The organism is Actinoplanes sp. CA-252034, from assembly GCF_050956125.1.
Classification (GTDB): Bacteria; Actinomycetota; Actinomycetes; order Mycobacteriales; family Micromonosporaceae; genus Actinoplanes.
Map to the genome: position 1 here is coordinate 9,624,031 of NZ_CP191846.1, position 21,802 is coordinate 9,645,832.

Annotated in this window: 23 protein-coding genes and 3 tRNA genes; 12 read left to right on the forward strand and 14 right to left on the reverse strand. The window is 71.3% G+C overall.

The genetic code is table 11. The features are described 5' to 3' along the window. The first annotated feature begins 5 nt into the window (after positions 1-5). The gene (locus tag ACQPZW_RS43440; RefSeq protein WP_433791840.1) at positions 6-881 is read left to right on the forward strand and encodes an NUDIX domain-containing protein; all 876 of its coding nucleotides are present in this window, start codon (positions 6-8) and stop codon (positions 879-881) included. On the opposite strand, the gene ACQPZW_RS43445 is transcribed toward ACQPZW_RS43440, so the two are convergent. The 4 genes from ACQPZW_RS43445 to leuC all read right to left on the reverse strand — a co-directional run bounded on the left by ACQPZW_RS43445 (position 808) and on the right by leuC (position 4,314). Further along, positions 808-1,269: a hypothetical protein gene (locus tag ACQPZW_RS43445; protein WP_433791841.1), complete on the reverse strand. Its 462-nt coding sequence runs from the start codon at positions 1,267-1,269 to the stop codon at positions 808-810. The genes ACQPZW_RS43440 and ACQPZW_RS43445 overlap by 74 nt on opposite strands. A gap of 87 nt (positions 1,270-1,356) precedes the next feature. Then, positions 1,357-2,091: an HU family DNA-binding protein gene (locus tag ACQPZW_RS43450; protein WP_433791842.1), complete on the reverse strand. Its 735-nt coding sequence runs from the start codon at positions 2,089-2,091 to the stop codon at positions 1,357-1,359. A gap of 160 nt (positions 2,092-2,251) precedes the next feature. After that, positions 2,252-2,842 (reverse strand): 3-isopropylmalate dehydratase small subunit, encoded by a 591-nt coding sequence (gene leuD, locus ACQPZW_RS43455; protein WP_433791843.1) that lies wholly within the window; start codon positions 2,840-2,842, stop codon positions 2,252-2,254. A 17-nt stretch (positions 2,843-2,859) separates the two neighbouring features. After that, complete coding sequence (gene leuC / locus ACQPZW_RS43460; RefSeq protein WP_433791844.1) at positions 2,860-4,314, reverse strand: 3-isopropylmalate dehydratase large subunit; 1,455 nt, start codon at positions 4,312-4,314, stop codon at positions 2,860-2,862. Between the two features lie 49 nt (positions 4,315-4,363). On the opposite strand from leuC, the gene ACQPZW_RS43465 reads away from it, so the two are divergent. From ACQPZW_RS43465 to ACQPZW_RS43480, 4 genes are all read left to right on the forward strand, one after another. After that, the gene (locus ACQPZW_RS43465; RefSeq protein WP_014447202.1) at positions 4,364-5,050 is read left to right on the forward strand and encodes an IclR family transcriptional regulator; all 687 of its coding nucleotides are present in this window, start codon (positions 4,364-4,366) and stop codon (positions 5,048-5,050) included. Between the two features lie 22 nt (positions 5,051-5,072). Beyond that, a complete protein-coding gene (locus ACQPZW_RS43470; protein WP_433791845.1) occupies positions 5,073-7,814 on the forward strand; it encodes an AAA family ATPase in 2,742 nt (913 codons plus the stop codon). Positions 7,815-7,897: 83 nt separating this feature from the next. Then, positions 7,898-8,686 (forward strand): alpha/beta hydrolase, encoded by a 789-nt coding sequence (locus ACQPZW_RS43475; RefSeq protein ID WP_433791846.1) that lies wholly within the window; start codon positions 7,898-7,900, stop codon positions 8,684-8,686. Further along, a complete protein-coding gene (locus ACQPZW_RS43480; protein ID WP_433791847.1) occupies positions 8,683-9,423 on the forward strand; it encodes an MBL fold metallo-hydrolase in 741 nt (246 codons plus the stop codon). The genes ACQPZW_RS43475 and ACQPZW_RS43480 overlap by 4 nt, the downstream gene beginning before the upstream one ends. 76 nt (positions 9,424-9,499) lie before the next feature. On the opposite strand, the gene ACQPZW_RS43485 is transcribed toward ACQPZW_RS43480, so the two are convergent. The 5 genes from ACQPZW_RS43485 to ACQPZW_RS43505 form a co-directional block, all read right to left on the reverse strand. Beyond that, entirely contained in the window at positions 9,500-10,171 is a 672-nt protein-coding gene (locus tag ACQPZW_RS43485; RefSeq protein WP_433791848.1) for an N-acyl homoserine lactonase family protein, read from the reverse strand. Between the two features lie 201 nt (positions 10,172-10,372). Beyond that, positions 10,373-10,448: transfer RNA gene (locus tag ACQPZW_RS43490), tRNA-Glu, on the reverse strand. A 458-nt stretch (positions 10,449-10,906) separates the two neighbouring features. Beyond that, positions 10,907-10,979: transfer RNA gene (locus ACQPZW_RS43495), tRNA-Glu, on the reverse strand. A gap of 49 nt (positions 10,980-11,028) precedes the next feature. Beyond that, a tRNA-Gln gene (locus ACQPZW_RS43500) sits at positions 11,029-11,100 on the reverse strand. 63 nt (positions 11,101-11,163) lie between these two features. Then, on the reverse strand, positions 11,164-11,985 hold the full coding sequence (locus ACQPZW_RS43505; RefSeq protein WP_433791849.1) for an NmrA family NAD(P)-binding protein: 822 nt from the start codon (positions 11,983-11,985) through the stop codon (positions 11,164-11,166). A 46-nt stretch (positions 11,986-12,031) separates the two neighbouring features. Between ACQPZW_RS43505 and ACQPZW_RS43510 the strand changes: the two genes are divergently transcribed. Further along, complete coding sequence (locus ACQPZW_RS43510; protein ID WP_433791850.1) at positions 12,032-12,757, forward strand: TetR/AcrR family transcriptional regulator; 726 nt, start codon at positions 12,032-12,034, stop codon at positions 12,755-12,757. Here the strand turns inward: ACQPZW_RS43510 and ACQPZW_RS43515 are convergent. From ACQPZW_RS43515 to ACQPZW_RS43530, 4 genes are read right to left on the reverse strand one after another with little or no spacing between them, the layout of a single operon-like run. Next, positions 12,746-13,540: a fumarylacetoacetate hydrolase family protein gene (locus tag ACQPZW_RS43515; RefSeq protein ID WP_433791851.1), complete on the reverse strand. Its 795-nt coding sequence runs from the start codon at positions 13,538-13,540 to the stop codon at positions 12,746-12,748. The genes ACQPZW_RS43510 and ACQPZW_RS43515 overlap by 12 nt on opposite strands. A 39-nt stretch (positions 13,541-13,579) precedes the next feature. After that, positions 13,580-13,822 (reverse strand): helix-turn-helix transcriptional regulator, encoded by a 243-nt coding sequence (locus ACQPZW_RS43520; protein ID WP_433791852.1) that lies wholly within the window; start codon positions 13,820-13,822, stop codon positions 13,580-13,582. An 8-nt stretch (positions 13,823-13,830) separates the two neighbouring features. Next, positions 13,831-14,646, reverse strand: a complete 816-nt coding sequence (locus tag ACQPZW_RS43525; protein ID WP_433791853.1) for an ABC transporter permease — start codon at positions 14,644-14,646, stop codon at positions 13,831-13,833. Next, positions 14,643-15,536: an ABC transporter ATP-binding protein gene (locus ACQPZW_RS43530; protein ID WP_433791854.1), complete on the reverse strand. Its 894-nt coding sequence runs from the start codon at positions 15,534-15,536 to the stop codon at positions 14,643-14,645. Before ACQPZW_RS43530 ends, ACQPZW_RS43525 begins: the two co-directional genes overlap by 4 nt. 133 nt (positions 15,537-15,669) lie before the next feature. Between ACQPZW_RS43530 and ACQPZW_RS43535 the strand changes: the two genes are divergently transcribed. Beyond that, positions 15,670-16,611: a 3-methyladenine DNA glycosylase gene (locus ACQPZW_RS43535; protein WP_433791855.1), complete on the forward strand. Its 942-nt coding sequence runs from the start codon at positions 15,670-15,672 to the stop codon at positions 16,609-16,611. Between the two features lie 60 nt (positions 16,612-16,671). Here ACQPZW_RS43535 and arfB read toward each other — a convergent pair whose 3' ends face one another. After that, positions 16,672-17,109, reverse strand: a complete 438-nt coding sequence (gene arfB, locus ACQPZW_RS43540) for an alternative ribosome rescue aminoacyl-tRNA hydrolase ArfB (RefSeq protein WP_433791856.1) — start codon at positions 17,107-17,109, stop codon at positions 16,672-16,674. Between the two features lie 68 nt (positions 17,110-17,177). On the opposite strand from arfB, the gene ACQPZW_RS43545 reads away from it, so the two are divergent. From ACQPZW_RS43545 to ACQPZW_RS43565, 5 genes are all read left to right on the forward strand, one after another. Further along, entirely contained in the window at positions 17,178-18,491 is a 1,314-nt protein-coding gene (locus ACQPZW_RS43545; protein ID WP_433791857.1) for a M16 family metallopeptidase, read from the forward strand. Further along, positions 18,488-19,828, forward strand: a complete 1,341-nt coding sequence (locus ACQPZW_RS43550) for a M16 family metallopeptidase (RefSeq protein ID WP_433791858.1) — start codon at positions 18,488-18,490, stop codon at positions 19,826-19,828. Before ACQPZW_RS43545 ends, ACQPZW_RS43550 begins: the two co-directional genes overlap by 4 nt. An 84-nt stretch (positions 19,829-19,912) precedes the next feature. Then, on the forward strand, positions 19,913-20,194 hold the full coding sequence (locus ACQPZW_RS43555) for a hypothetical protein (RefSeq protein WP_433791859.1): 282 nt from the start codon (positions 19,913-19,915) through the stop codon (positions 20,192-20,194). Between the two features lie 53 nt (positions 20,195-20,247). After that, complete coding sequence (locus ACQPZW_RS43560) at positions 20,248-21,243, forward strand: endonuclease/exonuclease/phosphatase family protein (RefSeq protein WP_433791860.1); 996 nt, start codon at positions 20,248-20,250, stop codon at positions 21,241-21,243. Next, positions 21,240-21,779, forward strand: a complete 540-nt coding sequence (locus tag ACQPZW_RS43565; protein WP_433791861.1) for a GNAT family N-acetyltransferase — start codon at positions 21,240-21,242, stop codon at positions 21,777-21,779. Before ACQPZW_RS43560 ends, ACQPZW_RS43565 begins: the two co-directional genes overlap by 4 nt. Positions 21,780-21,802: the final 23 nt, after the last annotated feature.

Sequence of the window (21,802 nt, forward strand, 5' to 3'; positions counted from 1 at the left end):
GGCCAATGACGGAAGTGGAACGTGCGGCCGGCGGAGTCCTCTGCCGTCGGTCCGGTGACCGGGTCGAGGTGTGCCTGGTGCACCGCCCGCGTTACGACGACTGGAGCCTGCCCAAGGGCAAACTGACCGGCGGCGAGGAGCCGCTGGCCGGGGCGCTGCGGGAGGTCGAGGAGGAGACCGGTGCGGCGGCGATCCCCCAGCTGCGGCTGCCGGACGTCGACTACGCGCTGCCGGACGGGCGGCCCAAGAACGTGGCGTACTGGCTGATGGCCGCCGCCTCGGACGGGCCGGTCCGGGACGCCGACGAGGTGGACGAGACGGCGTGGCTGCCTCTGGAGGAGGCGGCCGGGCGGTTGTCGTACCCCGAGGAGCGGACCCTCCTCGCCGGAGTCGCGTCGCTGCCGCCGGTCACCGCGGTGATCGCGCTGGTCCGGCATGCCCGGGCCGGGGAGCGCAGGAAATGGGCGGGCCGGGACGAGCTACGGCCGATCGATCCGGTCGGCGCGAAACAGGCGGACCGGATCGCCGGCCTGCTCACCGCGCTGCGCCCGCGCCGGCTGGTGGCGGCGACGCCGCTGAGGTGCACGCAGACGCTGGAGCCGCTGGCAGCCGCCGTCGAGCGGCCGATCGTGCGGGACGGGGCTTTCGCCGAGCCGTCCGGGCCGGACGGTCTGCCCGCCCGGGTGGCGGCCGCGCGGGCCCGGCTGGCCGAGCTGCGCGCTTTCGAGCGGGTCGTGGTGTGCAGCCAGGGCAAGCTGATGCCGCATCTACTGGCGTCGCTACGGGGTGAGAGCGACCACCACCCGTTCAAGACGCCGAAGGGCGACGGCTGGTTGCTGGCCTGGTCCGGCGAGACGTTACTGGGCGCTTCGCGGTTGTGACGGCACGGCGGGCGGTCGCGTCGGCCCGCCAGTGACCTATCAGGTCGCCGGTGAGCCACCGCGCCTGCCACAGCTCGTCCCGGCGCGGCTCCCAGTCGCGGTACGGCAGCAGCGCCAGCCGCCAGCTGAGGACCGCGGCCAGATACCAGCCGTAGATCGGCACCGCCCCGGCCAGGCCGTCCACTCGCCGGTACGAGCCGTACGGCGCGCCCGCCGCCACCGCGAGACCGGACCAGCCGCAGGTGATCAGCCAGTCCAGCACCGGCCATCCGGTGCCGTCCTCGGCCAGGTCGCCGAGTGTCCACCCGGGCAGGACGGCGATGGAGAACAGCGCCGCGGCGATGCCGGCCCGGCTGGTCAGGCCCCGGGGCCTCGATCCTCGCTGCATGATGCGGACGGTAGGACGCGCGGGCGGGGCCGCGCCGGAACACCGAAAAGGCGTCCACCGTACGGGTGGACGCCTTCGGGTGTGCGGTCAGCGACTGCGGCGGGGTGACGCGGCACGGGCGGGCGCGGCCGCCGGTGTCGCCGTCTTACGTGCGGTCTTCTTGGCCGGAGCCGCCTTGGCCGTCGTCTTGGCCGCCTTGGTCGCCGGTGCCGTCACCGGCGCCGCCTTCTTCGTCGTCGTCTTCTTCGCCGCCGCCGTCGTCGCCGTGGTGGTGGCCTTCGCCGGTGCGGCCTTGGCCGTCGTCTTCTTCGCGGCGGCCGGGGTCTTGGTGGCCGTCGCCTTGGTCGCGGTGGTCTTCTTCGCCGCCGCGGTCTTGGTGACCGCCGCGGTCTTGGGCGCCGCGGCCGTCTTGGTGGCCGCCGCGGTCTTGGACGCCGCCGCGGTCTTGGACGCCGCCTTGGCCGTCGTCTTGGTGGCCGCCGCGGTCTTGGCAGCCGGAGCCGCCTTGGTCGCGGTGGTCTTCTTGACGGCCGCCGCCTTGGCGGGCTTACCGCTCGCCACCAGTTCCCGGAATGTGTTGCCCACCTTGAACACCGGGACGGACGTCTTCTTCACCTTGACCGGTTCCCCGGTTCGCGGATTCCGCGCGACCCGCGGATTACGGACCCGCTTCTCCCAGGAACCGAATCCGGTGAGTGCTACTCGGTCGCCCTTGGCGACGGCGTTCTGCACTTCACTGATGAACGCGTCGAGCGCCAGGGTCGCGGTCTTCTTGTCGCCCAGCTTGACTGCGAGCGCCTCGATGAGCTCGGCCTTGTTCACGGTTTCCTCCCGGACGTGAGAACTGGCCCGTCACGGGCCATTCTGCGCGCACGGTATGCCCTGTGACCTGGTTACAGAAACATTCAGAGGAAAAAACCGTTGTGTCCCAACGAATTCGCCCCTGCCGGGTGACCCGGCAGGGGCGAATTCGATGACCGGTCTAAAGGACGACGACCGGCTTGAAAGCGGGACGGCTCTTCTCGTACGCGGTAATCGCGTCCTCGTGCCGCAGCGTCAGTCCGATGTCGTCGAGGCCCTCCATGAGACGCCAGCGGCTGAAGTCGTCAATGGGGAATCCGTAGGCGGCGTCGTCGACCCGGACCACACGGCCCTCGAGGTCGACGGTGATCTCCTTCTCCGGCTCGGCGTCGGCCAGGTCCCAGAGGCTCTCGATGATCTTCTGGTCCAGCTGGATCGGCAGCAGGCCCTCCTTGAGGGAGTTGCCGCGGAAGATGTCGCCGAAGCGGGAGGCGATGACCGCCTTGAAGCCCCAGTCGCGCAGCGCCCAGACGGCGTGCTGGCGGGACGAGCCGGTGCCGAAGTTGGGGCCGGCGACGAGGATGGTGGCCCCCGCGTGCTGCGGGCGGTTCAGCACGAACTCCGGGTCCTCCCGCCAGGCGTTGAAGAGGCCGTCCTCGAAGCCGGTCCGGGTGACCCGCTTCAGGTAGACCGCCGGGATGATCTGGTCCGTGTCCACGTCGGAACGGCGCAGCGGCATGACTCTGCCGCTGTGGGTGACGAACTTGTCCATTTTTCTCTCCGGCGGGATCAGAGGTCGGCGGGGGCGGCCAGCTTGCCGACCACGGCGGTGGCGGCGGCGACCTGCGGCGAGACCAGGTGGGTACGCCCACCTTTGCCCTGCCGGCCCTCGAAGTTGCGGTTGGAGGTGGACGCGGCACGCTGGCCGGGACTGAGCGTGTCCGGGTTCATGCCCAGGCACATCGAGCAGCCGGCGAACCGCCACTCGGCCCCGGCCTCGGTGAACACCTTGTCCAGGCCCTCGGCCTCGGCCTGCTCGCGCACGAGGTAGGAGCCGGGCACGATCATCATCCGGACGCCGTCGGCGACCTTGCGGCCCCGGATCACGTCGGCGGCGGCCCGCAGGTCCTCGAGCCGGCCGTTGGTGCACGAGCCGACGAAGACCACGTCCACCGGGACCTCGCGGAACGGGGTGCCGGGGGTGAGGTCCATGTACGCCAGGGCGCGCTCGGCGGCGCCGCGCTCCACCTCGTCCAGGAAGTCCTCGGGCGCGGGGACCACGCTGTTCAGCGCGGCGCCCTGGCCCGGGTTGGTGCCCCAGGTGATGAACGGGCTGATCGTCGTGGCGTCCAGGATGATCTCGGTGTCGTACTCGGCGCCCTCATCGGTGGCGAGGGTCTTCCAATACTCGACGGCGGCGTCCCACTGCTCGCCCTGCGGGGCGTGGGTGCGGCCCTTCAGGTAGGCGAAGGTGGTCTCGTCCGGCGCGATCATGCCGGCCTTGGCGCCCCACTCGATCGACATGTTGCAGATGGTCATCCGGCCCTCCATGGAGAGCCCACGGATCGCCTCGCCGCGGTACTCCACGATGTGGCCATTGCCGCCGCCGGTGCCGGTCTGCGTGATCAGGGCGAGGATCAGGTCCTTCGCGGAGACGCCCGGGCCGAGCTCGCCGACCACGGTGACCGCCATCGTCTTCGGCTTGGACTGCGGCAGCGTCTGGGTGGCGAGCACGTGCTCGACCTCGCTGGTGCCGATGCCGAAGGCCAGCGCGCCGAACGCGCCGTGGGTCGCGGTGTGCGAGTCGCCGCAGACGATCGTCATGCCGGGCTGGGTGAGGCCCAGCTGCGGGCCGATCACGTGCACGATGCCCTGGTTGACGTCGCCCAGCGGACGGATCTCCACACCGAACTCGGCGCAGTTCTTGCGCAGGGTCTCGATCTGCGTCCGCGAGACCGTGTCGGTGATCGTGAGCAGGTCACCGCGGCGGGTGTTGAACGCGGGGTCCGCATACCCGGTCGGGGTGTTGTGGTCCTCCGTCGCGAGCGTGAGGTCGGTGCGGCGGACCGGTCGGCCGGCCATCCGCAGACCGTCGAACGCCTGCGGGCTGGTGACCTCGTGCAGGAGATGCAGGTCGATGAAGAGCAGGTCGGGCTCACCCTCGGCCGTGCGCACCACGTGGTCATCCCAGACCTTCTCGGCCAGGGTCCTGGGTTTCCCGCTCTGGGGAGTGACTCCCACCATCTGGACATCCTAAATTCTGGAATGTATGTTTCGGCTTGTGGGACACAGTATGAGCGGTGTAGGCGTTCTCGACAAGGCGGTTGTCATCCTCGCCGCATGTGTCGACGGCGCCAGTCTTGCCGAGTTGGTCGAGCGCACCAAGCTGCCGCGGGCGACCGCACATCGCCTGGCCCAGGCCTTGGAGATCCATCGGATGCTGGTGCGTGACACGCAAGGAAGATGGCGTCCGGGCCCGCGGTTGGGCGAGTTGGCCAACGCCGCGCCGGACGTTCTGCTGACCGCCGCCGAGCCCCTGTTGTCCGCACTGCGGGACGCCACGGGTGAGAGCGCTCAGCTTTATCTGCGCCGTGCCGATGAGCGGATCTGCGTCGCCGCGGCCGAGCGGGCGAGTGGTCTTCGCGACACTGTCCCGGTCGGCTCGGTGCTGCCGATGGTCGCCGGCTCGGCCGCACAGATCCTGCTCGCGTGGGAGCCCCCCGAGGCCGTGATGCCGCTCCTGCCGCGTTGCAAGTTCACCGGCCGCACCCTCGCCGAGGTCCGCCGTCGCGGCTGGGCGCAGAGCGTCGCCGAGCGCGAGCCGGGTGTGGCAAGCGTCTCCGCGCCGATCCGCGACCGCACGGGACGAGTGATCGCCTCGATTTCGATAAGCGGTCCGATCGAGCGTCTCGGCCGTCGGCCCGGCGAGCGGCACGCGATGGCCGTCGTCCGCGCCGGCCAGCGCCTCTCCGGCCTGTAACCCCACCGACGGAGTCTCGCGCGTGCGGCTCTTCGGGCAGGACGACCGGCTCTTCGGACGGGACAGCGAATGCGCCCGGCTCGACGATCTCCTCCGGGAGGCGCGAGGCGGGCGCAGCTCGGCGCTGGTCCTGCGCGGCGAGGCCGGCGTCGGCAAGACCGCACTGCTCCGGTACGCCCGGAGCACGGTCCCCGGGGCTCTCGCCATCAGTGGTGTCGAGTCCGAGTCCGACTTCCCCTACGCCGGGCTGCACCGCCTGCTCGTCCCGCTCCTGTCCGAGCGAGACCGGCTGCCGGCCGCGCAGCGGGCCGCCCTCGACGTGGCGTGCGGTCTCGCCGACGGTCCGCCACCGGAGGAGTTCCTGGTCAGCCTGGCCGCTCTGACCCTGCTGGCGGCCACCCCGCGGCTCTGTGTCGTCGACGACGCGCACTGGCTCGACCCCGAGTCGGCCCGTGCCATGGCCTTCGTCGCCCGCCGCCTGCACGCCGAGGGTGTGGTGCTCCTCTTCGCCCACCGGCCCGTCACCGACGACCCCACCCTGTTCGCCGGCGTGCAGGTGCTCGATGTCGCCGGGCTCGGCCGGGACGCCGCGATGGCCCTGCTCTCCGACGTGGTCACCGGCGACCTCGACCTGACGCTGGCCGAGCAGATCGCCGTGACCACCGGCGGCAACCCGCTGGCGCTCACCGATCTGGGCCGGGAGCTCACCTCCGACCAGCTTCGCGGCGCCTCCCCGCTGCCCGAGCCGGTGCCGATCGGCAGCCGCCTGGAGGCCCACTACTCGGCGCGGGTCCGGACCTATCCCGAGGCCACCCGGACGTGGCTGGTCCTGGCCGCGGCCGGGGCGGGCGGCCGGGTCGAGCAGCTGCTGACCGCGGCGCGACTGCTCGGCACCGGACCGGAGGACGCCGCCCCGGCCGAGGCGGATCGTCTGGTCAGCGGGCTCCCGCCGGTCGACTTCCGGCATCCGCTGGTGCGGTCGGCGATCTACGGCGACGCCGGGCCCGCCCAGCGCCGGGCCGTCCACGACGCCCTGGCCACCGCCACCACCGAGCCGGCCGACGTCGACCGGCGGGCCTGGCACCTCGCCGCCGCGGCGGTCGCTCCGGACGAGACGGTCGCCGCCGAGCTGGAGCGCAGCGCCGACCGGGCCGGGGCGCGGGGCGGCCACACCGCCCGGGCCGGGTTCCTGAGCCGCGCGGCCGAGCTGACCCCCGACTCCACCGCCCGCGCCGGCCGGCGTGTCCAGGCGGCCGGGGCCGCGATGGTCGCCGGCGCACCGGCCCGGGCCCTTCTGCTCCTGGACGACACCGACGAGAGCCGGCTCACCAGGCCGCAACGCGGCGACGCTCTGCTGACCCGGGCCAACGCCTCGGTCAACGCCGGTGTGCCGCACGGCCTGCGCGACGCCGCCGCCATGTGCCTGGCCGCCGCCCGGGCCTTCGGCGCCGACCGCGACCGCGCCCGGGTAGCGGTCATCCAGGCCATCCAGCACGCCACCACCGCCGAGCACCTGGGCAGCGTCACCGATCCGGAGATCGCCGTGGCCGCCCGCCCGCTCGCCGGTGACGACCCGGCCGACCTGGACGGGCTGCTGCTGGCCGGCTACGCCGCGTTCATCACCGACGGTTTCGCCGGGGGTGTGCCGCCGTTGCGCCGGGCGATCGCCGCGATCGCCGACCCGGCGCTGCCCGACGAGACGCTGCTCACCCGGTTCATCCTGGGCATCAACTTCTGCAACATGGTCTGGGACGACCCCACCAAGCACTTCCTGATCCAGCGGGCGGAGGCGGCCGCGCGGCGTACCGGGGCGTTGCACTCCCTGGACATCGTCCACTTCATCGGCGCCATGACCGGCGCGTTCCTCGGCCGGCTCAACGACGCTGACCGGCACGACGCGGCCGGGCAGCGAGTCCGGCGGGCGATCGGCATCACCGCCGAGCAGGAGCAGGTGTGGCGTCACCCGGAGCTGGTGAGCTGGCGCAATCCTGCCGGGCTGCGGGAGACGCTGCCACACGCGCTCGGCGTCTTCGAGATGCTGCACCTGGGGGGCATGCACGCGGTCACCCGGCTCAGCCTCGCCGTGCTCGACAACGCGGTCGGCGACTACGCGGCCGCCCGCGACGGCCTGCTGGGCATCGTCGACCTAGGCCGTCCCCTGCGGTACGCGTGGGCGCTGCCGGACCTGGTGGAGGCGGCGGTCCGCTCCGGCGACCGGCAGACCGCGGAACGGGCCTGCGCCGATCTCGATCTCGCCGCCCGGGCCGGCGGCACGCCCCGCGCCCTGGGGCTACTGGACCGTTCACGGGCGCTGCTGTCCGGCCCCGGCGAGGCGGAGGACCTCTACCTGGCGGCGATCGACCGGCTCGACGACACGCTGTCCCACGGCGATCTGGCCCGGGCCCGGCTGCTCTACGGCGAGTGGCTGCGCCGCCGTCGCCGCCGACGGGACGCGCGCGACCAGCTCACCACGGCGCTCGAGATGTTCGAGGAGGTCCGGGCCGACGCGTTCGCCGCCCGGGCCGGGCAGGAGCTGGGGGCGCTCGGCGAGAGCGTCCGGCCGGCCGGGCCCGTCGCCGACGACACCATCCTCACTCCACAGGAGGCCGCCGTCGCGATCCTCGCCCGGGCCGGTGAGACCAATGCGGAGATCGCGGCACAACTGTTCCTCAGCGCGAACACGGTGGACTACCACCTCCGGAAGGTGTTCCGGAAGCTCGGTGTCACGTCGCGGCGGCAGTTACGGGACGTCCTGCCCGACTGAGCCCGATTTCGGTAGCGCGTGCACGGCCGACTACGTGTCACACGTGATTCGAGGGTGGGCCCGCTCCCACGAGGATCGGACGTATGAAACCGATCGTTCTGGTACACGGATTCTGGGTCACGCCGCGCAGCTGGGAGAACTGGGTCGCCCACTACGAGGCGAAGGGCCACCGGGTGATCGCGCCCGCGTACCCGGGCTTCGAGGTCGAGGTGGAGGCCCTCAACACCGACCCGTCCCCGATCCTGGCCGTCACCGTGCCGGAGATCATCGAGCACATCGAGGCGCAGATCCGGGAGCTGCCCGAGCCCCCGATCATCATCGGTCACTCGGCGGGCGGCGCGTTCACCCAGATCCTCCTCGACCACGGGTACGGCGCGGCCGGCGTCGCCATGAACTCGGCCCCGACCGAAGGTGTCCGGGTGGTCCCGCTGTCCCAGGTGAAGTCGACCTTCCCGGTGCTGAAGAGCCCGGCGAACCGGCACCGGGCGGTGCCGCTGACGCTGGAGCAGTGGACGTACGCGTTCACCAACACGTTCAGCCCGGAGGAGTCCAAGGCCCTCTACGAGCGGTACGCGATCCCGGCCAACGGGGGCATCCTGTGGGGCAGCGTGCTCGCCAACTTCCAGCCCGGTCACCAGGACACCTGGGTCGATTACCACAACGACGAGCGGGCGCCGCTGCTCTTCGTCTCCGGCTCCGAGGACCACATCATGCCGCCCGAGGTGCAGCGGTCCAACCACAAGCACTACCGGTCGAACACCGTCACCGAGATCCGCGAGTACGAGGGGTACGCCCACCTGCTGCCCGCCCAGAAGGGCTGGGAGCAGATCGCGGACGAGGTCCTGGAATGGGCCCTGCGGCACGCCCGATGAAGATCACGCACATCGGCGGGCCGACCACGCTGATCGAGATCGGCGGGGTACGCCTGCTCACCGACCCGACCTTCGACGAGCCGGGCCGGCGGTACTCGTTCGGGCTCGGCACGTCCTCGGTGAAGACGGCCGGCCCGGCGGTGCCGTACGCCTCCCTCGGTCCCGTCGACGCGGTCCTGCTGACCCACGACCACCACAGCGACAACCTGGACGACGCCGGCCGGGCGCTGCTGCCGTCGGTGCCGGTGGTGCTCACCACGGTCAGTGGGGCCCGCCGGCTCGGCGGCAACGCGGTCGGCCTGGCCCCCTGGCGGACCTCCACCGTGGGCGACGTCGAGGTGACCGCCACCCCGGCCCGGCACGGCCCGCCACTGAGCCGCGGGCTCGTCGGTGACGCGATCGGCTTCGCGTTGCGGCCGCCCGGCGCCTCGGCGGTGGTCTGGATCTCCGGGGACACGGTGCTGTTCTCCGGCGTACGCCAGGTCGCCGCCCGCTTCACCGTCGACACCGCCGTCCTGCACCTGGGCAGCGTGCAGTTCGGTCTCACCGGCCCGCTGCGATACACGATGACCGGCCGGGACGCGGCCCGCCTCGTGTCGCTGATCCGGCCCCGCCGCGTCGTGCCGGTCCACTACGAGGGCTGGTCGCACTTCCACGAGGGCCGCCCCGAGATCGAAGCCGCCTTCGCCCCGGACACCCTCACCTGGCTCACCCCGGGCGCCGCCACCCCACTCTGAACCCGGGTGTGGCTCCTCACCGTCACGGGGTCCAGACGGCGTAGTCGTGAGCGAAGACGATCCGGGCTCCTCACCGTCACGGGGTCCAGACCGCGTTGTCGTGAGCGAAGACGATCCGGCGGGGATCGAGGTCCAGCAGGGTCTCGATCCAGGGTGGTGGTGTGCCGATCCCGGTCCGGTGGGCGAGCGCGTCATAGGTGAACGCGGTGGCGTGGTCGTGGCTCTGCCCGGCCACGATCACCGTGCCGTCGGCGGTCCGCACCACGACCGACTGGTGGCCGTCGGTGTGACCCGGCGTCGGCAGGACCCGCACACCGGGCAGGATCTCCGCCGCGCCGTCCAGCTCCACATACCGGACACCGGCATGGTCGACCAGCTCCGGCAGGGTGTACCACTCGACGGTCCGGGCCAGCGTCAGCTCCGTCTTCTGGGCGAAGACCGGGCGGCCGGCCAGCTCCGGATTCCCTCCACAGTGGTCGAAGTGCAGGTGGCAGTTCACCACATACCGGATGTCGTCGATCGTGGTGCCGGCCGCGGTGAGCGCCACGCCGAGCGGAACCCGCCGCGGCCGGTAATGGCGGTCCACATCCGGATGGCCGCCCATGCCGGTGTCGACCAGGAGCCGCCCGGCCGGATGGTCGATCAGATACCCCAGGGTGGGCTCCACCCGGGCCGCCCCGGTCCCGGTCTCCTCGGACGGGCGCACGAACCATCCGAAGTCGACTCGCCGGACGGTGACCTCGCTCATCGTCGAAGTATCACCGCCCCGACGGCCGGGCGGCCCCGGAATCTCCGCCCAGCAGAACGGCGGGCCGTCGCCGGAGCGCCGCGTCCACAGCCGCCGACCGGGAACCGCGTCCACAGCCGCCCGACCGGAGCGCCGCGTCCACAGCCGCCGACCGGGAACGCAGATCGGCCCGCACCGTCACCGATGCGGGCCGATCTTTTCTGGTAGTCCCGAAGGGATTCGAACCCTCGCTACCGCCTTGAGAGGGCGGCGTCCTAGGCCGCTAGACGACGGGACCAGAACTTGCCGTTCACCACCCGGTTGCGGCGGCGGACTGAACTCTATCAGCACTGTGCCCGCAGCCGAAATCGGATATCCACCCACCTCAGCAGGGGTGACGGGGAGCACTCGACAGCCTCGCCGACCGCGGCCCGGACACCCCGAACCCCGCCGATCACGCGTGGGAGCAACCGCAGACGACCACCCGCCGCGGCCCGGACACCCCGAACCCGCCGATCACGTGCGAGAGCAACCGCAGACGACCACCCGCCGGGAGCGGCAGACCCACACCGGACGGTGGCCCACCGCATCTGCCCGGCGGTCGCGCCGGCGGCCGGGAGTGGCGCCCACGTCGCGCGGGAGCCACGGGAGGCGATGGTTGCGGTCGGGGTAGGTGTGGCCGTACCCCCTTGCGCGGTGGGAAAGGCCCGGGAAAGCGAAACGGCCCGCATCAATCGATGCGGGCCGTTCTCGATGTAGTCCCGAAGGGATTCGAACCCTCGCTACCGCCTTGAGAGGGCGGCGTCCTAGGCCGCTAGACGACGGGACCAGAACACGCTGCTTCTACCAGCACTGCCCTCCCGGCGAGGAGGACTGCGCTGGGGTACCAGGACTCGAACCTAGACTAGCTGAACCAGAATCAGCCGGGCTGCCAATTACCCCATACCCCATTTGGCCCGGCTTGCCGCGCCGTGGAGAACTTTACCTGAGGGCCTGCGGGCCGCCAAATCGGGTTACCTAAATAGATCCGCGTGACGGCGCACCCACTCGGCGTAGCTCATCGCAGGCCGATTGAGCAGGGCTTCGACAGTCGGCAGGGCGGGCTGCGGATGTTCGGCGAGTTGCGCGAGGCCGTTCAGGTACCAGTCGCCGAAGTCGCCCATCAGCGACCGGTAGTGGGCGACCGCCTCGTCGCCGGATAGCTCGACGAAGGTGAGATCGCGGCCCAGCTCCGCGCCGATCGCGGCGACCTGCTGCCGCCGGCTGAGCGTCTCCGGTCCGGTCAGCTCGTAGGAGCGGCCGTGGTGATCCTCGGAGAGGAGCACGCGGGCGGCGATCGCGGCGATGTCCTCCTGGGCGATCGGGGCGTTGGCCGCGTCGCCCCACGCGTCGCGCACCTCGTCGCCGGCCCTGATCTGCGGCGCCCAACTGGTGGAGTTGGCCATGAACTCGCCCGGCTCCAGGTGGGTGAACGGGATGCCGGACGCCTCCACCGCGTCCTCGACGGCCTGCCAGTGCAGGCCCTTCACACCGGCCAAGTCGACGATGTGGCGCACGCCGGCCTCGGCGGCCGCCCGGCAGACGGCGGTGACGGTGGGGATGTGCGGGGCGAGATACATCCGGTCGACGCCGTCGAGGGCCGCGGCGACCCGGTCCGGCCGGTTGAAGAAGCCGGTCACCACCTCCACACCGGGCGGGAGCGCGACCTTGGCCGGGTCGACGGTGAAGGCCCGGATCTCGATGACGCCGGGGTCGTGCAGGGCGCCGAGGTCGAGCAGTTCGTCGACAACCATGCGGCCGATGTTGGCGGTGGCGCCGGTGACCAGGATGCGCATTCTCGTACCCCCTACGGAAAGTGTTTCCCGTAGGGTATACGGAATCATGGAGAACTACCCACTGCTCTGGCGCCGGAGCGTGAAGGCGCCCACCGGCCGGCCCGCCAAGAAGGCCGCCGGCCGCCCGCCCCGGCTGACCGTGGACGTCGTGGTGGCCGCCGCGATCCGGATCGCCGACGCGGAGGGCCTGGAGGCGGCCTCGATGGCGCGCGTCGCGACGGACCTCGGCGTGGCGACGATGACGCTCTACACCTATGTGCCGTCGCGGGCCGATCTGGTCGCGCTGATGGTCGACGACGCGCTGCTGGCCCGGCGACTGACCGCCGGCGACGAGAGCTGGCGGGAGCGGGTCACGCAGTTCGCCGCGCGCACCCGGGAGATGTTTCTGGCCCACCCCTGGCTGACCGAGGTGTCGCTGGTCCGGCCGCCGCTCGGGCCGGGGACGATGGCCGAGCGGGAGTTCCTGATCGCCACGATGTCCCTGGCCGGTGTGCCGACCGCGGCGATCAACCGGGCGGCGCTGTCGGTGACCGCGTACGTCTACGCCTTCGCCCGCGAGGCCGGCGAGGACGCGCGCCTGAGCCGGGCCTCCGGGCAGTCCACCGAGTCGTGGTGGCACGAGCGCGGTGACTTCTGGGAGAACTGGTTCGACGTCGAGGCGCACCCGGCGATGACGGCGCTGTGGAACGCCGGTGGATTCGAGGAGGGCCAGACCGCGTTCGACTACGGTCTGGCCCTGCTGCTGGACGGGATCGAGCGGTCAGTCGAGTGAGACGACCGGGTTACGCAGCTCGCCGATGCCCTGGATGCTGACCGACACGGTGTCTCCCGGCGTGATCCGGCTGACCCCGGCCGGCGTGCCGGTCAGGATGATGTCGCCGGGCAGCAGCGTCATGACGTGCGACACATACGAGATCAGGCTCGGGACGTCGAAGACCATGTCCTTGGTCCGCCCGATCTGGCGCACCTCCAGGTTCTCCGGGTCGCGGCCGACCTCGCAGCGCACCTCGATGTCACTGACGTCCAGGCCGGTGACGATCCACGGGCCGATCGGGCAGAACGAGTCGAAGCCCTTGGCCCGCGTCCACTGCGGGTCCTTGCGCTGCAGGTCACGAGCGGTCACGTCGTTGCCGCAGGTGTAACCGAAGATCGCCTTCTCGGCGCCGGCCCGGTCGACGCGGCGGGCGCCGCTCGCGCCGATCACGACGGCGAGCTCGGCCTCCTCCTCGACGTGCTCGGTGACACCCGGGATGCGGATCGCGTCGTTCGGACCGATCACCGAGGTGGAGGGCTTGATGAAGATCAGCGGCTCCTTGGGCACCTCGTTGCCCATTTCGGCGGCGTGGTCGGCGTAGTTGCGGCCGATTCCGATCACCTTGCTGGAGAAGATCGGAGCGAGCAGCCGCACGTCGGGCAGCGCCCACCGCTGACCGGTGAAGCGCACCTCGTTGAAGGGGATGCTGTCGATCTCGGCCACCGTCAGCCCCGAGGAGCTGTCGCCCTCGACGACGCCGAAGGAGACTCCACCAGGGTGGACAAAACGGGCGAAGCGCACGGGGTAATCCCATCTCTAGCGGTGCTGGCGCCTCGAAATCTACGCCGGTCGGGACTCCGCCCCGAGCCGCGGGAACGGCTCCAGCGAGAACACCACCTCGACCGGCACCTCGAAATAGGTGCAGATGCGCAGCGCCAGGTGCAGGCTGGGGCTGAACTCGCCGCGCTCCAGATAGCCCACGGTCTGGTAGTGGACTCCGAGAGCGTCGGCGAGCTGCCGTCGGGAGATGCCACGCTCCGCGCGCAACATCGCGATGCGGTTGTACGTGATCTCGCTCGCCATGAGCCCCCTCACATGGTCCGGGACATCGCCCGTTGCCGGCGGGCCGCCACCAGCGAGCCGGACTCCCGTCGGGCCATCCGCCGCAGAATACGTGGAGCCAGGAGCAGCCCGATCACGGCCCAGAGCGCCAGCACCCCGGCCGTGGCCAGGTGCCGATCCGGCTCACCGGCCAGGAAGGCCGACCGCATGCCCGAGCCCAGCCAATACATCGGGAAGACCTGGGAGAGGCCCTGCAACCAGCCGGGCAGCGCCGAGTGTGCGTAGAAGACGCCGGAGATCGCGGTGAGGGCGATCACCGGGAGCATGAGGATCGCGGCGCCGCGGGCGGTCTCGAAGAACGACCCCAGGATGGCGCCGACCGGCAGCAGGGCCAGCATCGTGAGCGGGAGCAGCCAAAGCACGGTGAGCCAGGTGCCGGCATCGACCCGGAGCCCGTCGACGAGGAACGCGCCGGGCAGCAGCGTCACCACGCAGGTGATCACCATGACCCCGGCCACCAGCACGATCTTGCCGATCAGGTAGCCGGCCATGCCGTTCGGTGTGGCCTTGGCCCGCAGCAGCGTGCCGTCCTCGCGGTCCATCGTCAGATACTGCGCGGTGGACGTCACCCCGCCGATCACCAACAGCAGCGCCAGCGAGCTGACCAGGCTGTACGCCCCGAGCGACACATCCGAGCCGGGCACCTTGTCATCTCTGATGAGGTAGAGCCAGCCGAGCAGGAGGGCGACCGGGAACAGGTAGCCGAAGACGTCGGCGCCATTCGTCACGGTCTGCCGCAACTCGATCAGGCCCCGGCGCGTCCCCACACGGATCAACCGGCTCATGACCCCTCCGCCTCACGGACCAGCTTCATATACGTCTCCTCCAGGCCGGCCCGGCGCACCTCGAGGTCGCCGATCGCCTCACCGTGCTGCTGGAACAGCTCCCGCACGAACTTGGTGGCGTCGGCGTCGGAGTGCACGAACCGCCGGCCGTCCTGCGTCCAGCGCACCTCGGACTCGCCGGCCACCTGACGGGACAGCTCGTCGGCCGAGCCGCTCGCCACGATCCGCCCCTTGGCCAGGATCAGGATGCGGTCCGCGAGTTTCTCCGCCTCGTCCAGGTCGTGCGTGGTCAGCAGCACGGTGGTCGAGTCCACATCGGTCATGCGGTGGATCAGATCGTGGAAGTCGCGGCGCGCCTCCGGGTCGAACCCGACCGTCGGCTCGTCGAGGAAGAGCAGGTCGGGCCGCCCGACGATGCCGATGGCCACGTCGAGACGCCGCCGCTGGCCACCGGAGAGCCGGCCGATCACGGCGCCGGCCGCCCCGGCGAGGCCGACCACCTCGAGCAGGTCGTCGATCACCCACGGCCGCCGCTTGTCGGGTGTGGAGTAGTCCGCGTAATACGACCCGAGATGCTCCAGCAACTCACGGACCCGCCACTTGCTGTGATCGCGCCACGACTGCAGCACCACGCCGAGCCGGGCCCGCCAGGCCTCGTCGCCGTCGGCCGGATCGACACCGAGCACCCGGGCCGAGCCTCCGGACCGCATCCGGAACCCCTCCAGGATCTCGATCGTGGTCGTCTTGCCCGCCCCGTTCGGCCCGAGGAGCACGACCACCTCGCCCGGCGCCGCCGAGAAGTCGACGCCGGACAGCACTTCCCTGTCGCCGTAACGCATGCGGAGGTCACTGACCTCCATCACCGGCGTGTCGACCAAGGTTCCCAACATGTCCAGCACGCTATCAAAGATGTAGTACACCTACTACACATCTACGTACGTCTCTCATGCCAGATTCCGTGGCGGAACTCATTCGCGCCAAACGGTGATCGTGTTGATCGCTTCGGCTAGATACATTGGTGCGATGGGGATCAAGCAGGTGAGGGCACTCACCACCACGCTGCCCTCGGTCACCTGGATTCCCCTCGCCCGGGCGCACTCCGAGCGCGCCGACCAGATGACCGCGGGCCACCGCGCCCGTCGAGCGACGGGCGAGAAGCACGCCATCGAGGATTTCCTCTACGACTACTACGGGACCAGGCCGTCGCTGATGCGCCGCTGGCATCCCGGTGTCGGCACCGGCCTGTCCCCGGCGCCCGACGGCCTGGCCGAGCACGCCGGCTGGAAGTTCTACCTGTCCTCTCCCGACGGCGTCGTCACCCTCGACCAGGACGCGTTCATGCACGCCCGCGCCGAGAGCGTGCGCTACATCCACGGCCTGCTCACCGCCACCGCGTCCCGGCCGGTCTTCTCCGGCTGCTTCGGGCTGCACGAGTGGGCGATGGTCTACCGCGACGCCGAGCACCGGCACGAGCTGCCGCTGCGCCTGGGCCAGGCCGGCACCGACGAGGTGGTCGAGCAGCACAGCATCCGCTGCACCCACTTCGACGCGTTCCGCTTCTTCACCCCCGAGGCGGTCGGCCTCAACCGGCTGCAGCCGACCCGCGCCACCCAGGTCGACCTCGACCAGCCCGGCTGCCTGCACGCCGCGATGGACGTGCACAAGTGGGCGCAGAAACTCGGTCCCGCCGTGCCCGGCGCCCTCGCCCTGGACTGCTTCGCCCTGGCCGGCGAGATCCGCCTGCTCGACATGCAGGCCAGCCCCTACGACCTGACCTCCTACGGCCATCCTCCGGTCAAGATCGAGACTGCCGAGGGCAAGGCGGAGTACGTGGCGAGGCAGCGCGAGCTGGCCCGCCGGGCGGCCGGTCTGCGCAGCCGTCTCATCCGCGTCTGCGAGGCGCTGCTCGGCGCCGACGCCGCCGCTCAGAACCGTGAGGCGGTCGCGCCCTTCAACCAGCGCTGAGCCGACCTCGTGGGCGTGCGCCGCGGCCACTCACCCACCGGATCGAGGCCGGCGCGGCGGTCAGTCGTCGTTGCCGCGGCGGTTGCGTTTGGTCTGTGCCCGGCGCTTCTTGTCGGCGATGCGGCGCTCCACCGAGCCACGGGTCGGCTTGGTCGCGCGACGTGAGCGGGGTGGCGCCGCGACAGCGCCCGCGATCAGGGCGGCCAGACGATCGGCGGCGGCCTCCCGGTTGCGCAGTTGCGACCGGTGCTCGGACGCGATGACAGTGATCACACCGCTCACCAGCCGGGCGCCGAGCCGCTCGGCGGCGCGCTCCTTGAGCATCGGGGGCAGCAGGTCCGAGCCGAGCACGTCCCACGACAGCTCGACCCTCGAATCGGTGGTGTTGACGCCCTGACCTCCGGGGCCGCTCGCGCGGGAGAAGCGCCACGAGAGCTCGGCCGCCGGGATGGTCAGGCGGTCGTTCACCCGTACGTCCTCAAGCACGCCGCCCAGCATCGCACCCGCCTTGATCGCGCGCCACGTAGTAAAACCGGAATCGTGCCCGACAGGGCAAGATTGGTCGGGTGACGTCACCATCCGCACCGGTCGCCACGACCGGCTACCCGTGGCCCATCGAAACCACGCAGCTCGCGAACGGTCTGCGCGTCGTCGTCAGCGAGGATCGGACGGCGCCCGTCGTCTGCGTCAACCTCTGGTATGACGTCGGCTCCCGGCACGAGCCGCCCGGCCAGACCGGGTTCGCGCATCTTTTCGAGCACCTGATGTTCGAGGGTTCGCAGCACGTGAAGAAGACCGAGCACATGAAGCTGGTCCAGGGCAACGGCGGCTCCCTGAACGCGACCACCAACCCGGACCGGACGAACTACTTCGAGACGATGCCGTCCGAGCATCTGGAGCTGGCGCTCTGGCTGGAGGCCGACCGGATGGGCGGTCTGGTCCCGGCGCTCACCCAGGAGACGCTGGACAACCAGCGCGAGGTGGTCAAGAACGAGCGGCGCCAGCGGTACGAGAACGTGCCCTACGGTGACGCCTGGCTGCGCCTGCTGCCGCTGCTCTACCCGGAGGGCCACCCGTACCACCACTCCACGATCGGGTCGATGGAGGATCTGAACGGGGCTGGACTGGACACGTTCAAGGCGTTCCACCAGCAGTATTACGCGCCCAACAACGCGGTCCTGACGGTCGTCGGCGACACCACGGCGGCCGAGGTGTTCGCACTGGCCGAGAAGTACTTCGGCGCGATCGCCACGGTGCCCGACATCCCGGCGGCACCGGACGGGACCCTGCCGGGCCCGGCCGCGGAGGCGGTACGCGAGGAGGTCACCGCGAAGGTGCCGGCCTCGCGGATCTACCTGTCGCACCGCACCTACCCGTTCGGCACGGCCGGGTACGACGCGATCACGGTGCTGGCGACGGTGCTGGGCAACGGCCGGGGCAGCCGGCTCTACCAGCGGCTCGCCGACGGCGCCCGGATCGCGCAGCCCGACTACATCGGCGCCTACGGGGTGGACCTGGCCCACGCGCCCGCCCCACTGATCATCACGGCCACCGCGAAGGACGGCGTCGACCTCGCCACGTTGGAGGCCGGCCTAGCCGAGGTGGTGCAGAGCCTGATCGACGAGCCGGTCACCGATGACGAGCTGAACCGGGCGAAGGCGCTGCTGACCACCTCGTGGTGGCGGGGCGTGTCGACGGTGTACGGGCGGGCCGACCTGCTGGGGCGGTACGCGACCCAGTTCGGTGACCCGGCGACCGCAGCCGACCGCCTGCCGAAGTTGCTCGCCGTCACGGCCGAGGACGTCACCGAGGCGGCCCGGCACGTGTTGCGCCCCGAGTCCCGCGTCACCCTCACCTACGTTCCCGAGGAGCCGTCATGACCCTCGTCACCACCCGCCCGGGCACCGGAGCGGCCCGGCCGTACTCTTTCCCGGCGATCCGGCGGGTCACCGCGCACGGCGGCACGGTCATCGCCGCCCACATGCCGGGCCAGATCCTGGCCACCGCGCTGCTGCTGCTGGACGCGGGCGCGGCCCGGGAGGCGGACGGCCGGGAGGGTACGGCCACCGTGCTCGCCAAGTCGCTGGAGGAGGGCACCCGCAAGCGGGACTCGGCGGCGTACGCGCTGGCACTGGAGAGTCTCGGCGCGGAGCTGTCCGCCGGGGTCGACTGGGACACGTTCCGGGTCGGGGTGTCGGCGCCGGGCCCGCTGCTGGCCGACGCCGTGCGCCTGGCCGCGGAGGCCGCCCGTACACCGAGGCTGGACCCGGCGGACGTGGCCCGGGTCCGTGACGACGAGGTGACCGCGCTGCGGATGGACTGGGCGCAGCCGGGCCCCCGCGCCGACGCGGCGCTGCGGGCCGATCTGTTCGGCGCCGAGGGGCGGTTCGGCAGGCCGCTGCACGGCGATCCCACGTCGGTGGCCGCGGTGGCCGTGGACGACGTGCTCGCCTTCCATGAGGCCTGGCTGCGGCGGCCGGGTGTGCTGCTGGTCGCCGGCGATCTGGACGCGCTGGACCTGGCGGCGCTGGCCGAGGCGGCCTTCGAGGGGACCGCCGGGGAGCCGCTGGGGCAGGAGGGCCCGCTCACCGCCGTCCTGCCGGCCCGACGGCGCACGATCCTGGTGGACCGGCCGGACTCGGTGCAGTCGACGTTGCGGCTCGGGCACCGGGCGCCGGAGCGCGCCACCCCGGACTACGTGCCGATGACGCTGGCCGCGACCATCCTGGGCGGCGCGTTCACGTCCCGGCTCAACCACCTGATCCGCGAGGTCAAGGGGTACACGTACGGGATCCGTGGGTCGTACGCGATGACCCGCCGCTGGGGCCGGTTCGAGGTGGCCGCCGGGGTGCAGACCGCGGTGACCGCGCCGGCGATCCGCGACACCCTCGGCGAGATCGCCCGTACCCAGGCGGAGGGCATCACCGAGGACGAGCTGGAGGTGGCCCGGTCGTGGCGGGCCGGCCAGCTGTCGGTGGAGATGCAGACGCCGGGGGCGATCGCCGGCGCGCTGAGCACGCTGGTCGTGCACGGCCTGCCGGACGACTACTACGAGACGCTGCGCCGGGAGTATCTGGAGGCGACCGTCGAGCAGGTGTCGAAGGCAGCCGCCGAGCACCTCCACGTGGACGCCCTGACCCTGGTGGTCGAGGGTGACGGCGCGGTGATCCGGGAGGAGCTCGCCGAGTTCGGCGAGATCGTCGACTCGCGGATCTGACGACGGACAGGGTGTGCGACCACGATGGCGCACACCCTGTCGTACGCCTACCTGTCATGGTTCATCTAGGCGTACGCTGGTGGCATGACGCGCATCGGATACAACCTGCCGAGGGATCTGCTGCGGCGCATGGCCGCCCGCGCGGAGGCCGAGGGCCGCGCCGAGGGTCGGCTCGCCGGCATGACCGGGGCTCTGTTCCACGTCCTCAAGGCGCGGGGTGTCGAGATCTCCGGGGAGACCCGTGACACCATCCGGAGTTGCAAAGATGCTGCTCAGATCTATCGCTGGGTCAGACGGGCGGCGACCGCCGACCGGGTGGAGGATCTGGGCGGCCCGCTCGCCCGGCGACCACGGTCGATGATGTGACCTGAGCCGCGTTCGCCGGTCCGGGGTGGCGATCTGCGGATACCGTCGCCGCCATGACGATCACCGACGCGCCACCCGCGGCACGCCCGGTCGGGCGCCGACGCCTGGTGTGGACCGGTCTGCTCTGGGTGTCACTGGTTCCGGCGGCGATCTGGCTCGCGGGGCGGACGTTCGGGTGGTCCGCCGGCTTCTGGGTGCAACTGCTGGCCTTCACGCCGTACGTCGCCGTCTGGACTCTGATCCCCGTTCTCGGCGCCCTGATCACCCGCCGGTGGGCGGCCGCCGCGGTGGCGGCGCTGATCGCCCTCGGGTTCGCGACGGCGGTGGCGCCGCGGGTCGTGGCCGACGGCGACAAGGGCCCGTCGACCGGCGTCGAGTTGCGGGTGATGACGACGAACATGCTGTTCGGCGGCGCCGACGCCGACGAGATCGTCCGGCTGGTGCGCGACAACGGCATCGACGTCCTCGCCGTGCAGGAGTTCACCGAGCGCGGGCAGCAGGCGCTGGCGGCGGCCGGCCTGGAGCAGTTGCTGCCCTTCAACCAGCTCGCCCCGGAGTGGGGCGCGAGCGGCTCCGGCCTCTACTCGCGTCACGACTTCGCCGAGCAGGCGGCCCGCCGCAACGACGGCGGTTTCCAGCAGGCGCACGCGGTGGTGCAGGTGCCGGGCGCGGGCACGGTCTACGTCGAGTCGGTGCATCCGCTGGCCCCGTCCAGCCGGGACGTGGTGGCCGGCTGGGCCGCCGACCTGGACGATCAGGTGCCGGCCGAGGGCGGTCTCCCCAAGATCCTGCTGGGCGACTTCAACGCCACGCTGGACCACAAGGCGCTGCGCGACCTGATCGACACCGGCTATCGGGATGCCGCCGACACCGTCGGCAAGGGCTGGATCGGCACGTGGGGTCCGTATGACGGCGATCCGATCCCGCCGGTCACCATCGACCACGTGTTGGCCGATGACCGGATCGGGGTGAAAGATGTCCAGGTGCACAGTGTGAAGGACTCCGATCACCGCGCGGTGATCGCCTGGCTGACCCTGCCCGCCGCATGAGCGACGTCGGGATCCGGTTGATCAGTCCGGCCGACGCCGAGGAGATGGCTGCCCTGCTGCGGGCCAACCGGGAGCACCTGGCGCCCTGGGACCCGGTGCGCGAGGAGGGCTACTGGACCACCGAGGGCCAGTGGGCGATCATCTCCGACGTGCTGCGAGCAGGCAACGCGCTGCCGCACGCGATCGTCGAGGGCGGCCGGATCATCGGCCGGGTCAATCTGTCGAACGTGGTGCACGGCGCCTTCCAGTCGGCGAACCTGGGCTACTGGGTGGACGCGTCGGCCACGGGACGCGGCGTCGCGAGCGCCGCTGTCGCGGCGGTGGTCGAGGCGGCGTTCCTCACTTACGGTCTGCATCGGCTCGAGGCGGGCACACTGCTTCATAACGTACGGTCACAGCGCGTCCTCGAACGCAACGGCTTCGTCCGCTTCGGGATGGCGCCCCGCTACCTCAAGATCGCCGGCGAGTGGCAGGACCACCATCTCTTCCAGCTGCTCTCGGAAAACTGGCTGGCCGCCCGTTCCTCCTCCTCGTAGCATCGTCGGCATGATGCTCAGCT

Coding starts and splice junctions, on each gene's coding strand:
- ACQPZW_RS43525 (WP_433791853.1), bottom strand. CDS start 14,646: ATGAGCCGGTTGATCCGTGTGGGGACGCGCCGGGGCCTGATCGAGTTG.
- ACQPZW_RS43480 (WP_433791847.1), top strand. CDS start 8,683: ATGAAGATCACGCACATCGGCGGGCCGACCACGCTGATCGAGATCGGC.
- ACQPZW_RS43465 (WP_014447202.1), top strand. CDS start 4,364: ATGAGCGGTGTAGGCGTTCTCGACAAGGCGGTTGTCATCCTCGCCGCA.
- ACQPZW_RS43565 (WP_433791861.1), top strand. CDS start 21,240: ATGAGCGACGTCGGGATCCGGTTGATCAGTCCGGCCGACGCCGAGGAG.
- ACQPZW_RS43510 (WP_433791850.1), top strand. CDS start 12,032: ATGGAGAACTACCCACTGCTCTGGCGCCGGAGCGTGAAGGCGCCCACC.
- ACQPZW_RS43485 (WP_433791848.1), bottom strand. CDS start 10,171: ATGAGCGAGGTCACCGTCCGGCGAGTCGACTTCGGATGGTTCGTGCGC.
- ACQPZW_RS43535 (WP_433791855.1), top strand. CDS start 15,670: ATGGGGATCAAGCAGGTGAGGGCACTCACCACCACGCTGCCCTCGGTC.
- ACQPZW_RS43445 (WP_433791841.1), bottom strand. CDS start 1,269: ATGCAGCGAGGATCGAGGCCCCGGGGCCTGACCAGCCGGGCCGGCATC.
- ACQPZW_RS43505 (WP_433791849.1), bottom strand. CDS start 11,985: ATGCGCATCCTGGTCACCGGCGCCACCGCCAACATCGGCCGCATGGTT.
- leuD (WP_433791843.1), bottom strand. CDS start 2,842: ATGGACAAGTTCGTCACCCACAGCGGCAGAGTCATGCCGCTGCGCCGT.
- ACQPZW_RS43440 (WP_433791840.1), top strand. CDS start 6: ATGACGGAAGTGGAACGTGCGGCCGGCGGAGTCCTCTGCCGTCGGTCC.
- ACQPZW_RS43550 (WP_433791858.1), top strand. CDS start 18,488: ATGACCCTCGTCACCACCCGCCCGGGCACCGGAGCGGCCCGGCCGTAC.
- ACQPZW_RS43530 (WP_433791854.1), bottom strand. CDS start 15,536: ATGTTGGGAACCTTGGTCGACACGCCGGTGATGGAGGTCAGTGACCTC.
- ACQPZW_RS43555 (WP_433791859.1), top strand. CDS start 19,913: ATGACGCGCATCGGATACAACCTGCCGAGGGATCTGCTGCGGCGCATG.
- leuC (WP_433791844.1), bottom strand. CDS start 4,314: ATGGTGGGAGTCACTCCCCAGAGCGGGAAACCCAGGACCCTGGCCGAG.
- arfB (WP_433791856.1), bottom strand. CDS start 17,109: ATGCTGGGCGGCGTGCTTGAGGACGTACGGGTGAACGACCGCCTGACC.
- ACQPZW_RS43520 (WP_433791852.1), bottom strand. CDS start 13,822: ATGGCGAGCGAGATCACGTACAACCGCATCGCGATGTTGCGCGCGGAG.
- ACQPZW_RS43560 (WP_433791860.1), top strand. CDS start 20,248: ATGACGATCACCGACGCGCCACCCGCGGCACGCCCGGTCGGGCGCCGA.
- ACQPZW_RS43475 (WP_433791846.1), top strand. CDS start 7,898: ATGAAACCGATCGTTCTGGTACACGGATTCTGGGTCACGCCGCGCAGC.